Source organism: Citreicella sp. C3M06, assembly GCF_018860705.1.
In the GTDB taxonomy this organism is placed as follows: domain Bacteria; phylum Pseudomonadota; class Alphaproteobacteria; order Rhodobacterales; family Rhodobacteraceae; genus Salipiger.
In genome coordinates, this window is the sequence record NZ_JAHKQA010000039.1 from 85,222 (window position 1) to 97,615 (window position 12,394).

Consider the following 12,394-nt stretch of genomic DNA (forward strand, 5'->3'; position numbering starts at 1 on the left):
TCCACCGCCCGCCGAGGCGGCGCTCGGCGACATCCCGCCTTTGGGTGCCGCGTGTCTTTCTACGCCGCCTTGACCTTAACCGAGAGCGAGACCAGCTCGGCAGGCCCGACAGAATCCATGAAGGCGATGTCATAAGCGTCGCGGCCCACGGCGATCAACGCAGTATCATCGGCCGAGGCCATGCCGGTCGCATCGACCAGATGCCAGCCATCGCTGAGCCAGACCTCGGCCACCGCGTGAAAATCCGAAGGCGTCACGCCGGGGCTGTAGACCGCCGCCATCCGCGCCGGAATCCCGGCGGCCCGCACCATCGAACACATCAGATGCGCGTAATCCCGGCACACGCCCTCGCGCCCGGCAAAGGTTTCCAGCACATTGGTGTCCGCATCCGAGGCGCCGGGCACATAGGTCAGCTCTGCCTCGATCCACTCGCGGATCGCCGCCACCTTGGCACCGCCCGAACGGCCACCGAAGCGCTTGGCAACAAAGGCGGTGAATTTGTCCGACTGACAATAGCGCGACGGGCGCAGGTAGGGCGCGACATCGCCGGGAATGCGGTGCAGCGGCACTTGTTTCAGCGCAGACGGATCAAACGGCGGTCGGTCGATCGCAACCAGCGCCTTGTAGCTCAGGGTCATGTCCTTACCGGGGATGCGCGCCCAGATCCGCTCGCCAATGCCGGAATCGCCGTCGAACCGGTGCAGCTCGGCATCGCCCAGATCAAGATGCGCCTCGAGCACCCGCTGACCGGGGCTTTTCGCGGCCTCGAAGGCAAGCAACAGCGTGTCGGGCTTGGCAAAGCGGTAGTGCATGTCGACGTCGATGCGGATCTGCATGAATGAACCTCTGGCTGCGCAAATTGGCTGCGCAAGGGCAACGCTCACGGGCCAGAGGCGTTCCGTCGTGCAACAGGTTTCAGCGCCGAGTGATACCCCGGAAACCGCCCCTCTGCAAACCTGTCAATCTTCGCTCCGCCGCACGGGGGATCTGGATCAGTCGAGCCGCGCGCGCGGCTGGGGCGGCAGCGGTCCCCCCGGCGGTGGCCGCCCGCATGACAAGGCCGGGCGCGGTCTTGTCGCAGCCGCCCATCAGCACCGGCGCGCAGAGCGCAGCCTGTCGGGGGTCTTGGTCATCGGCCCCTCCGAAGCGCCTAATCGCCGCGCAACCGGCTGACCGTCGTGCGGGTGGAGATCTGTTCGGGATCAGTCATAAGCTCGATCACCGTCGGTCCGTCATGGTCAAAGGCGCGCAGCAGCGCCGGCCTAAACTGCGCGGTTTGCGTCACGCGGATATGCGCCGCGCCCAGACCTTCGCTGATACGGCCAATATCCATGGTGACGATGTCGGTGCCCGAGATCCGCTCCGGGTGCTCGCGCTCCTGATGCATGCGGATGGTGCCATAGGTGCCGTTGTTGAACACCAGCACGACGGGCCGTCCGCCATGCTGCACGGCTGTCGCGATCTCCATGCCCGACATCATGAAGCCGCCGTCGCCGACAAAGGCGATGGCCTGACGCGCCGGAACCTGCAATGAGGCGGCAACCGCCGCAGGCACCGCATAGCCCATCGACCCGCAGGTCGAGCCGATCTGCCGTCCGGGCCGCGCGTAGCGCAAAAAGCGCTGCGCCCAGCCGGTGTGGTTGCCCGCATCCAGCGTGATCACCGCATCGGCGGGGACCAGTTCGCGCATCTCGGCCATGGCTTGCCCCATGTCCAGCGGGTAGTCATGCGGCGGCGGTTCGCAATCCGCCAGATAGTCCGCCCGCAGCGCCGCCGCCCAATCCGCATCCGCAGGGGCCGGCGGCTGCGCGCACAGCGCCTCAAGCGCGGCATCGGGGCCGGATACCGCCGAGAGCGTCGGTGAATAGACCCGGCCAATCTCGTTCGCATCGACGTGGATATGCACCAGCGTCTGCGCCGGGTTCGGCACCGACAGCGTGGCATAGGTCTTGGTGGTGATCTCGCCCAGCCTTGCGCCGATGACCAGCAGCAGGTCGGCCTCGGCCAGCCGCTTGACCAAAGACGGCGCCACCCCGGTGCCGAAATCGCCGACATAGGCGTCTGAGCGGTTGTCGATCAGATCCTGCCGCCGAAAGCTTGTGGCGACCGGCAGGTTGTTGGCCGTGGCAAAGCGCTGCAACGCTGCGGCGCCTGCATCGCTCCAGCCGGACCCACCGGCCAGCAGCAACGGGCGCTGCGCCTGCGACAGCGCGGCCATCACGGCGGCGGCGTCCTGCGGCGACAAAGCCGGAACGCTTGGCGCGAAGGGGCGGGCGTCGGGCACCTCGACCACGTCGGTCAGCATGTCCTCGGGCAGCGCCAGAACCACCGGGCCGGGCCGCCCCGAGGTGGCAACGCGAAAGGCGCGGGCGATGTATTCGGGGATGCGCTCGGCACTGTCGATCTGCGCCGCCCACTTGGCGACGGGCGCGAACATCTGGCGATAGTCGATTTCCTGAAAGCTTTCGCGGTCCATGGTCTGGCGCCCGACCTGCCCCACCAGCAAGATCATCGGGGTCGAATCCTGATAGGCGATATGCACGCCGACTGCCGCCTGACAGGCGCCGGGGCCCCGGGTGACCATGCAGATGCCGGGCGTGCCGGTGAGCTTGCCATAGGCCTCGGCCATGTCGGCGGCGCCAGCCTCGTGCCGCGCGTTATACAGCGTGAAACGCTCGCGCACGTCATGCAGCGCGTCGAGCACCTCGAGGTAGCTCTCGCCCGGCACGCAGTAGGCGCAGTCGGCGCCGTGGATCAGAAGCTGGTCCACAAGCACCTGTCCGCCGGTGCGCTTTGCGATCTTTGTCATGGTTGTCCTCCCAGGATGTGCCGTTTTGGTTGCTCACAGGGCAAGGCGATGCGGTCAGGCCCTCGGCGAAGGCGCGGATCGTGCCGGGCCGGTGGCGCGCGCATGTCATCGGCCCCGTTGCGACGGACGCGCCGCAGAGCGAACGTCTCTGTCCGGGCCTGCATGTCGGGGCGTGCAGGCCCAAACAGAGCAACGGGACCGATGGTCATCAGTTGCGGCCCTTGATCAGCGCGCGCATCATCTCGACCTCTTCGCCGCTCAGATCGGTGAGCGGTGCGCGCACATGGCCGGTCTCGAAACCGCGCAGCGCGACGCCGGCTTTGATGGCCGAAACCGCATAGCCGGACTTGCGGTCGCGGATGGCGGCAAAAGGATAGTAGAAATCGCGCAGCAGCTGCTCGCATTTCGCGTCATCCCCGGCCAGAAACGCACCGTGGAATTCCAGCGCGGTCTCGGGCACAAAGTTGAACACCGCCGAGGAATAGGTCGGCATGCCCGCGCCGCGATAGGCCTGCGCGAACAGCTCATGCGTCGGCATGCCGCCGATATAGGACAGCCGGTCGCCAAGCCGCACGGTGACGCGGCGCACGGTGTCGATGTCGCCCGTGCCATCCTTGAAGCCGATGAGGTTGGGGCAGTCTTCGGCGAGCTGTTCCAGCGTCTCGGCCGACACCTGTGCCTGACCACGGTTGTAGACGATGACCCCCATGTTGGTGGCTTTGCAGACCGCGCGGATGCGGTTGGCCACGCCGTCCTGTGGCCCCTCGGTCAGGTAATGCGGCAGCAGCAGAATGCCGTCGCCCCCGGCAGCCTCGATCTCGCGGGCGAGATCGCAGGCCATGCGCACCCCGTAGCCGCAGCCCGCGATGACCGGCGCGTCCCCGGCAACCGCGCGGGCAACGCGCACCACGTCGACGATCTCTTCTGGCGTGAGCGAGAACATCTCGCCGGTGCCGCCAGCGACGATCAGCCCGGCCACCTTATGCGGCTTGAGCCATTCCAGATGCGCCTGAAACGGCTTGGGCGCAAAGCGGTCCTCGGCATCGAAGGGGGTCACCGGAAAGGACAAAAGCCCGTGGCGGATGATCTCGCGCAGCGCGTCGGGTGCGATCATGGTGTGTGTCTCCTCACTCTTTGTGTCGTGTCCGCATGTCGCGGGATATTATCTGGCGGGTGCCGGGCGGGTCCGAGCAAGGCCCGCCCCCGCCCCGCTATTGCCAGCCGGCAGGCATCAGCGCGTCCGGCAGGTTCTGGTAGCTCACCGGGCGCTGAAAGCGGCGGATCGCCATGGTGCCAACCGAGGTGGCGCCGAAATTGGTCGAGGCCGGATAGGGCCCGCCGTGCACCATGGTGTCGCAAACCTCGACCCCGGTGGGGAAGCCATTGGCCAGCACCCGGCCAGCCTTGCGTTCCAGCACCGGCAGCAGCGCGCGCGCATCGGCGCTGTCGCCCGCGTCCATGTGCAGCGTCGCGGTAAGCTGACCTTCGAACCCCTTGGCAAGCGCCACCATCTGTTCAGGGCCGCTGACCCGGATCACCAGTCCAAGCGGGCCAAAGACTTCCTCGCCAAGCGTGTGGTCCTGCAGGTAGCTGGCGGCGTCGGTCTGATAGAGGTTGGGTCTGGCGCTGCGCCCGTCCTGCGCGGTGGTGAGCAGCGGCGTGACGGTGTTGCGCCCGTCAAAGCGCGCCTTGCCATCGCGGTAAGCCTTGGCGATGCCATCGGTCAGCATCACCTGCGCGGGGGCATCCGTCAGCGCCTCGACCGCCGCAGCAACAAAGGCGTCACCGTCGGGGCCAGTTGCGATCACCGCGATGCCGGGGTTGGTGCAGAACTGGCCAGCCCCCATGGTCAGCGAGCCCGCCCAGCCCCGGCCGATCTCGGCGCCGCGGGCGCTGGCGGCCTGCGGCAGGATGAACATCGGATTGACCGAGCCCAGCTCACCAAAGAACGGAATCGGCTCTGGCCGCTGCGCGCACAGATCGAACAGCGCGCGCCCTCCGCCGAGCGAGCCGGTAAAGCCCACCGCCTTGATCAGCGGGTGCTGCACCAGCGCGGTGCCCACGTCACGTTTGCCGCCCTGCACAAGGCTGAAGACGCCGCCCGGCAGGCCGCAGATCTCGATGGCGGCCTTGATCGCCTCGGCCACGATCTCGCCGGTGCCGGGGTGGGCCGAGTGGCCCTTGACCACGACGGGGCAGCCCGCCGCCAGCGCCGAGGCGGTGTCGCCCCCGGCGGTGGAAAAGGCCAGCGGGAAGTTCGAGGCGCCAAACACCGCCACCGGGCCGATCGGGCGCTGCATCAGCTTGATGTCGGGGCGCGGCAGCGGCGCACGGTCGGGCAGCGCTGCGTCATGGCGGCGGTCAAGGCAATCGCCAGCGCGGATATGGCTGGCAAACAGCCGAAGCTGGCCGGTGGTACGGCCACACTCGCCCTGAAGCCGCGCTTCGGGCAGGCCGGTTTCCTGCGTGCCGATCTGGGTGATCTCTGCGCCGCGGGCGTCGATCTGCTCGGCGATGGTCTCAAGGAAACGGGCGCGGGTCTCGACATCGCTGTAGCCATAGCTCCAGAACGCCGCTTCGGCGGCTTCGACCGCCGCGTTCACCAGCGCCGGTGTGCCGATGGCAAACTCATGCGCCGTGCCCTGAGCGGGGTCCGAACGGAAGGTTGCCTCTGCCGCAACCCACTCTCCTGCGATCAAGTGCCTGCCGTGCGGAACAAAGCCGTTTGTCGTGCCGTCCATTGCCTGAACCTCCTGTTGCTGCGCGGCCGGGCGGCCTGCCCTGCCACGCCTGTTTCGCGCGCCACCACCGCAAAGCGCGGGCGAAATCGGGCCGCAGCCGCCGCGTCACGGGACTTGTCATGTACTAATATTTTAGTTTATCAGTATGGTCAACCGGTCCGCAGATGCGGTTAATTGTCCGTCAGCAGGGAGAAGACTTGGAGAGCGGCATGAAGACACCGACGATGACACTCGCTTTTGACATGATGCGGCAGGACACGCCGATGGGGCGCCCCATGGCCTCGTCGCGAATCTATGACGATCTGCGGCAGCGAATCCTGTCGCTGGATCTGCCGCCGGGCACCGCGCTGACCCGCGCCGATCTGGCGCGGGAATACGATGTCAGCCAGACACCCCTACGCGATGCAATGCAGCGGCTCGATCAGGACGGGCTGATCCGGATCTATCCGCAATCCAAAACGCTGGTGACGCGCATCAACCTTGCGCAGATCCGCGAGGCCCTGTTCCTGCGTCAGGCGCTGGAAACCGAGGTGACGAAAAAGCTCACCCGCGATCCGCCCCCCGAGACTTTGGCGCGGCTGCGCGAGGTCATCGCCCTGCAGCGCGCCGTCGCCCCCGACAAGACCAAGCTGCGCCGCTTCCAAGAGCTTGACGAGTTCTTCCACTACGTCATGTTCGAAGGCGCCGGGCATCCAAACCTGCACGCGCTGCTGCGCGCCCAGACCGGCGATCTGGACAGGGTGCGGCGCCTGCAAACCCATTCCAGCGACAGGCTCGAGCTGATCCTGCAAGGGCACGAACGCATCGTGGCCGCGATCGAATCCGGCGATGTCGATGACGCGGTGCGCAAGATCCGCCGCCATACCCACAAACCCGACGACTGGGCCGATGAATATCGCGCCCGGCACGAGGATTACTTCACCTGACACCCGGCCCAACAGAGCCTCAGCAGGATCATCACCAGACAGCGCGGACCACCCCGGCCCGCGAAGGGAGAGTCCATGTCCAAAGCACTTGCCGAAACCTGCGGCCTTCACGTTGTCGCACAGACGCCGTTCCTTGAGGACGGCGCGCTAGATCTTGCCAGCATCGACACGTTGTCGGCGTTCTACTACCGCCACGGTGCGCAGGGGCTGACCGTGCTGGGCGTCTCGGGCGAGGCACAGAAGCTGACCGTGGACGAGACCATCGCCGTCGCCGCCCATTACGTCGCGGCGGCGGACGGGCATCGCATCATCGCCGGCGTCTCGCACCCCAACCTCGCCACGCTGGTCGAGGTCACCAGAGAGGTCATCGCCGAGGGCGCCGACGCGGTGATGATCTGCCCGCCCGCTGGCATCCGCACCGACGAAGACCTTTTGCGCTATTTCGACGCGGTGTTCGAGCGCATCGGCGACGTGCCCACGGTGTTGCAGGATTTCCCCGCCGCCTCGGGCGTGGTGATGTCGGTACCCGCCATCGACCGGCTGATCACCGCCTTCCCGCAGATCGTCGTGATCAAGGAAGAGGATTTCCCCTCGCTCCCTAAGATCACCCGCATGCGCAACGAGCTGTCGCGCCCGGTGCGGATTCTTACCGGCAACAACGGCCAGTTCCTCGTGCAGGAGATGGAGCGCGGCGCCGATGGCCCGATGGCGGGGTTCTCGTATCCCGAAATGCTGTCGGGGGTGTACGGGCTGATGACGGCGGGCAAGCGGGCCGAGGCGCATGACCTCTTCAACCGCTACCTGCCGCTATTGAAACACGAGGCACAAGGACAATGGGGCATCGCCCTGCGCAAGGAGATGATGCGTCGCCGCGGCGCGCTGCGCTCGAATGCGCTGCGCGGGCCGGGGCCACGGCTGACCGAGGCCGATCTTGCCGAGCTCGACTTTCTTGTCAGGCGCATGGACCTGCCGCAGGACTGAGCGCCGCGCCCCCGCAGGGAGAGGCGCGGCCCGTTGGCCGCGCCCACCGCTCAGCCCTTCGGCGTAAAGAAGGGCACCGGCCCCAGCAGCTGGTTGACCTGCGAGACAAGGTACCCTGCGTCGGCGCTGATCTTCAGATAGGCTTGCCACTCGGGGTCCGCCGCCAGCGCCGCCCGCTTTGCCGCCCGGTCGGCGGCATCGGCATAACACCAGATATGCACGTAGGAATTCACGTCCCCGGTCTCGACCGCGCCGTAAACCACGGGTTCGCCCAGATGCCGACGCTGCACGTCGAACCCGTGTTCGCCATAAAGCGCGAGGTGTTTCTTGATGGTGCCCGGACGGCAGCAATAGGTCCGGTGATCATAAAGCATTTCTGTTCCTCCATCTATTTCAGAAACTTGACCCGATCTCTCCGGGGAACCTCAAGGAGGCTTGCCAGCTTCGCGTCAATTCATATAGTAATGTATTAGTTGGTTGGGGCGCAAGCACCACCAGCGATTCCGGCCCGTGGGGCCCAGGCCGACGGAGGGGGAGCACAGAGCGCGCAAGCGCCGTGGCACGGGCCGGAAAGCAGAACACGGAAAACGACGGGACGGCCTGCGGCTGCTTCCGAACGGTCTTAGGAGGAGACACATCATGACACCCAGCTTCATCGGCACCCTTGCCGCCATCACCACGGCCCTCGTGCCGCTTGCCGCACTGGCCGAATACCCCGAGCGCGACGTGCGCATGGTGGTGCCGTGGGGCGCAGGCGGGGGCACCGACGGCATCGTGCGCAAGGTGACCACGCTTGCCGAAGACGCGCTGGACGGCACCATCTACGTCGAGAACATCGAAGGCGGCAATTCGGCCACCGGCGTCGGCCAGCTGATGAGCGCAAAACCCGATGGCTACACGCTGGGCGCGCTGACCTACGACAGCATCGTCACCGTGCCGTGGCAGGGCATGCTGCCAAGCTACAAGATGGACAAGCTCGACCTGATCGCCCGCATCACCAGCGAAGCCGACGCGATCATCGTCGATGCCGATTCCGACTACCAGTCGCTTGACGACCTGATCGCCGCCGCCAAGGCCGATCCCGGCAACCTGCGCGTTGGTGTGCAGAACCTTGGCGGGCGCGTGCACCTGACTCTGCTGCAGCTTCAGCAGATCACCGGGGCCGAATTCCGCATCGTTTCCTACCCCGGAGGCGCTGCCCCGCAGAAAGAGGCGCTGCTGTCCGGCGAGGTGAACGTGGTGCTGACCTCGCTGGGCGATTTCGCCAACCTGATCGAAGACGGCACCGCCCGCGGCATCGTCGAATTCTCGGACGCCAAGAACCCGACCTACGACGTGCCCACTGCCGAGGAAGCCGGCATCGCCCTGCTCAACGGCTCGTTCATCGTGCTGGCCGCCCCCGCCGGTACCCCCGACGATGTGATCGCTGCGCTCGAGGCCGCCTATGAACAGGCCTACAACACCGACGAGTTTCAGGACTGGCTCGCCACCATGGGCGTGACCCCCAACTGGCTTGCTGGCGATGCGCTTGACGAATGGGCGGACGAGACGGCGCAAGGCCTGTTCACCCAGATGGATATGCTCGTCGAAAACGGCGTTCTGTCGAAATAACCGCCCCCACCATCCCAGCGCCATGACAGGCGGCATCGGAGCACGCTCTGGTGCCGCCCCAACCCGGAGACCACGATGGCCGACCGCGAGCCCCTTCTCAGGACAGGTGTCCTGCTGCCCCTCTTTTTCCTGATCGTCACCACCGTCTACCTTGCCGCCGCGTTCGACATCCGCTCGCAATTCGCGGGGGCCGGCGAGATGAGTCCACGCTCGGTGCCGATCCTCATGGCCTGCCTGATGTATGTCGCCCTCGCGGCGGTCTTCATCGCCGAGTTCCGCAGCCCCACCCAAGACGGACCGGTGCGCGAATTGCTGCGCCCGCTTCTGGTGATCGTGGCAACCGCTGGCTACATCGCCCTGTTCCGCCCGCTGGGCTACTGGCTGGCGACCCTCGTCTTCACCTCGGCGCTGTTCGCGATCTTTCATTTCCAGCTGCGCCGCCCGCTGGTCTTCGCGTTTTACGCCATCGCCGTGACGGCGCTGTTCTACGGGCTGTTTGCCGGCATCTTCGGCGTCCGCCTGCCGACCCTCACCGCAGGGGTGTTCTGATGGACATCTTCATCGACATTCTCGGCGGCATGTCCGCCCTCGCCGATCCTTACGTCATCGCTTTCATGATCGGCGGTTTCCTTGTTGGAACCTTCTTTGGTGCCATGCCCGGCCTGACCTCGGTGCTGGCCATCGCGCTGCTGCTGCCGATCACCTACACCATCGACGTGGTGCCGGCGCTGGTGATGTGCGCCTCGATCTTCATGGCCGGGATGTATTCCGGGTCGATCACCGCGACCACCATCAACATCCCCGGTGCGCCCTCGTCGATGATGACGGCGATCGAGGGCAACGCCCTGATGAAGAAAGGCTTCGGCGCCAACGCGCTGGGTCACGCGGCGCTGGGGTCGATGATCGGCGGGGCCATTGGCGCGGTGCTGCTCATGGCCTTCATGCCGATCGCGGCCGAGCTGTCGCTGCTGATCCGCACGCCGGGCAAGTTCTCACTGGTGCTGTTCGCGCTGGTGGTCATCGTGATCGTCGACAAGGGCAACATCGCCAAGGGCTTTGTCGCCACGCTGCTGGGGGTGATGATCGCCACCGTCGGCATCGACGTGCTGCAACCCATCCCGCGCTTCAGCTTCGGCACCGAGACGCTGGTCGAGGGCATCGACATCATGCCCCTCGTCATTGGCGCCTTCGCAATCTCCGAAGTGCTGATGCAGTCGGAAAACTGGAAGAGCAACCTCAGCTCGACGCTGGAACAGGCCAAAGACCTGAAGATCCGCCGCCGCGATTTCCTGCCGCCGCGCGCCGAGATCCGTGAGATCGGCCTGCTGGCCTACCTGCGCGCGTCCTTCATCGGCTATGGCATCGGCATTTTGCCCGGCGCTGGTGGCTCGATGGCGGCCTTTGTCTCCTACGCCATGGCGCGCTCGTCGTCCAAGACCCCGGAGCAGTACGGCAGCGGCTCGCGCGAAGGCATTGCCTCGGCCGAGGCGGCCAACAATTCGATGTGCGGCGGCGCCTTCGTGCCCATGCTGATGTTCGGCATTCCGGGCGATCCGACCACCGCCATCGTGCTGGGGGTTCTGGTGATCAACGGCCTGCAGCCCGGCCCGCGCCTGCTCGAAAACCAAGCCGAGCTGCTGGGGCCGATGCTAGGCTCGCTGTTCTTCTCGGCGCTGGTCCTGATCCCGCTGACGCTTTGGCTGTTCGGGCCGTGGTTCATCAAGATCGTGTCGATCCCCAAGGGCCTGCTCTACACTGGCATCGCCGTGGTGGCGCTTGTCGGCAGCTATGTCGCGACCTACTCGATCTTCCAGATGTCGCTGGCGGTGCTCTTCGGCATCTTGGCCTATTTCATGCGCAAACAGAACTATTCCACGGTGTCGATGCTGCTAGGCTTCATTCTGGGCCCCGACCTTGAGGAATATCTCAGGCGCGCCCTGTCGCTGAGCGATGGTAACCCGGTGGTGTTCCTGACCAATCCCGACAGCCTGTTCTTCCTTGCGCTGACCGCGCTGTTCGTCTGGGCCATCCTGATCCGCAAGCCCAAGAGAGCCATGCCGCGCACCGAAAGCGGCGAAATCTAGGCCCCCCGCCTGCTGCACCGACGCAGCGGCAGGCTCCCGTTTCCACAGATCGAAGGGCCGCTGCACCGCAGGCGGCCCTTTTCGCGCCCAGTGCCGCAGCGCCTCGCAGATCGAGGCATCGGCCAAGACCGACGGATGGTGATGGCCATTTTCCCGCGCCCGCCATGCTGGGCGCACCAACGCGCCTTGCATCCTGTATCAGGCTTATGATCCATCGAGCTGTTGGGAGGCCCCCTGCCCTCATTGCCGCCAGTATGTTCAACCGTCCGTAAAGGCGCCGATCAAGCCGCATGGTTTGCAAGAGCGCCGCCGTTCGGGCTGCCGCGAAAGGCGATGGTTTCGGCCTCGGCCAGACGGCGCAGGTGCCGTTTCTGCGGGCGAGTTGGACCATTGGTGCGACAGCGGGTCGTCAGGCAACGCCAGCGCTGCTGACCCCCGCTTTAGCCCCCATGATCTCTGTGTGAGCCTGACTGGGCCAGTGGCCTCTCCCGCAGCAATTTCGGTTCGAGGGTTGCGGCCGGTTGGCGGGCGCCGAGCCTCAAGAATGGGGGAGAGACCACATGCAGGGCAGCACTTTCATCGGGTTGGATGTCCATAAGGCAACGATTTCGGTTGCCTTGGCGCAAGGAGGACGCGGCGGCGAGGTCCGTCACCTGAGAACGCTGGCGCATCGGTCTGATCATGTGCGCAAACTGGTCGACAAGCTCGCGGCTGGCGGCGCGCGGCTGCATATTTGCTATGTAGCAGACCCCTGCGGCTATGGCCGCCATCGACAGCTTGTCCGAGATGGGGCGTGACTGCACCGTAGTGGCCCCATCGTTGATACCGATCAAAGCCGGTGGTCGAATAAAGACCGACCGCCGTGATGCGGTGATGCTGGCAAAGCTGCACCGGGCAGGTGAACTGACGGCGGTCTGGATGCCTGACGAAGCGCATGAGGCGATGCGCAACTTGGTCCGGGCGCGAGCGACGGCCATGCCGGTGGTGGGCAAGGCGCGCCAGCAAATCCAAGGGTTTCTGTTGCGCCATAGCCGGATCTATCCCTGGAAAAAGCGCTGGACGGGAGCCTATCGGCACTGGCTTGCGATGGTGCGCTTTTCGCATCCGGCGCAGCAGATCGTCCTTCAAGACTATATCCACGCCGTTTCGGACGCCGAAGCGCGGGTGGAGCGGCTGACCGGCCAGATCGCGGACAATGGTGGTCGAGAGATTTCGGACCAGTTGCTAGGGTCAGGATGCATT

12 protein-coding genes are annotated in these 12,394 nt (G+C 65.8%); 7 read left to right on the forward strand and 5 right to left on the reverse strand.

All coding sequences use genetic code 11. The annotated features are described in order from the left end of the window. Positions 1 to 59: 59 nt before the first annotated feature. The 4 genes from KO516_RS08195 to KO516_RS08210 all read right to left on the reverse strand — a co-directional run bounded on the left by KO516_RS08195 (position 60) and on the right by KO516_RS08210 (position 5,550). A complete protein-coding gene (locus KO516_RS08195) occupies positions 60 to 836 on the reverse strand; it encodes a transglutaminase family protein (RefSeq protein ID WP_216003301.1) in 777 nt (258 codons plus the stop codon). Positions 837 to 1,150: 314 nt separating this feature from the next. Next, on the reverse strand, positions 1,151 to 2,809 hold the full coding sequence (locus KO516_RS08200) for a thiamine pyrophosphate-dependent enzyme (protein ID WP_216003302.1): 1,659 nt from the start codon (positions 2,807 to 2,809) through the stop codon (positions 1,151 to 1,153). Positions 2,810 to 3,017: 208 nt separating this feature from the next. Further along, positions 3,018 to 3,920, reverse strand: coding sequence for a 5-dehydro-4-deoxyglucarate dehydratase (locus KO516_RS08205; RefSeq protein ID WP_371742049.1), 903 nt, complete (start codon positions 3,918 to 3,920; stop codon positions 3,018 to 3,020). Between the two features lie 100 nt (positions 3,921 to 4,020). Then, complete coding sequence (locus KO516_RS08210) at positions 4,021 to 5,550, reverse strand: aldehyde dehydrogenase (NADP(+)) (protein WP_216003304.1); 1,530 nt, start codon at positions 5,548 to 5,550, stop codon at positions 4,021 to 4,023. 224 nt (positions 5,551 to 5,774) lie between these two features. Between KO516_RS08210 and KO516_RS08215 the strand changes: the two genes are divergently transcribed. Both KO516_RS08215 and KO516_RS08220 read left to right on the forward strand, forming a co-directional pair. Beyond that, entirely contained in the window at positions 5,775 to 6,476 is a 702-nt protein-coding gene (locus tag KO516_RS08215) for a GntR family transcriptional regulator (protein ID WP_216003305.1), read from the forward strand. A gap of 75 nt (positions 6,477 to 6,551) precedes the next feature. Next, on the forward strand, positions 6,552 to 7,457 hold the full coding sequence (locus tag KO516_RS08220) for a dihydrodipicolinate synthase family protein (RefSeq protein WP_216003306.1): 906 nt from the start codon (positions 6,552 to 6,554) through the stop codon (positions 7,455 to 7,457). A gap of 50 nt (positions 7,458 to 7,507) precedes the next feature. On the opposite strand, the gene KO516_RS08225 is transcribed toward KO516_RS08220, so the two are convergent. Then, complete coding sequence (locus KO516_RS08225) at positions 7,508 to 7,831, reverse strand: NIPSNAP family protein (RefSeq protein WP_216003307.1); 324 nt, start codon at positions 7,829 to 7,831, stop codon at positions 7,508 to 7,510. A gap of 265 nt (positions 7,832 to 8,096) precedes the next feature. On the opposite strand from KO516_RS08225, the gene KO516_RS08230 reads away from it, so the two are divergent. The 5 genes from KO516_RS08230 to KO516_RS08250 all read left to right on the forward strand — a co-directional run. Beyond that, complete coding sequence (locus KO516_RS08230) at positions 8,097 to 9,068, forward strand: tripartite tricarboxylate transporter substrate binding protein (RefSeq protein WP_216003308.1); 972 nt, start codon at positions 8,097 to 8,099, stop codon at positions 9,066 to 9,068. A 75-nt stretch (positions 9,069 to 9,143) separates the two neighbouring features. Then, complete coding sequence (locus KO516_RS08235) at positions 9,144 to 9,617, forward strand: tripartite tricarboxylate transporter TctB family protein (protein ID WP_216003309.1); 474 nt, start codon at positions 9,144 to 9,146, stop codon at positions 9,615 to 9,617. After that, on the forward strand, positions 9,617 to 11,152 hold the full coding sequence (locus tag KO516_RS08240; RefSeq protein ID WP_216003310.1) for a tripartite tricarboxylate transporter permease: 1,536 nt from the start codon (positions 9,617 to 9,619) through the stop codon (positions 11,150 to 11,152). The genes KO516_RS08235 and KO516_RS08240 overlap by 1 nt, the downstream gene beginning before the upstream one ends. A gap of 560 nt (positions 11,153 to 11,712) precedes the next feature. Beyond that, positions 11,713 to 11,949, forward strand: coding sequence for a hypothetical protein (locus KO516_RS08245; protein ID WP_216003311.1), 237 nt, complete (start codon positions 11,713 to 11,715; stop codon positions 11,947 to 11,949). Next, positions 11,912 to 12,394: transposase (locus KO516_RS08250; protein WP_216003312.1), on the forward strand; the 483-nt coding region annotated here is incomplete at its 3' end. The genes KO516_RS08245 and KO516_RS08250, both read left to right, overlap by 38 nt.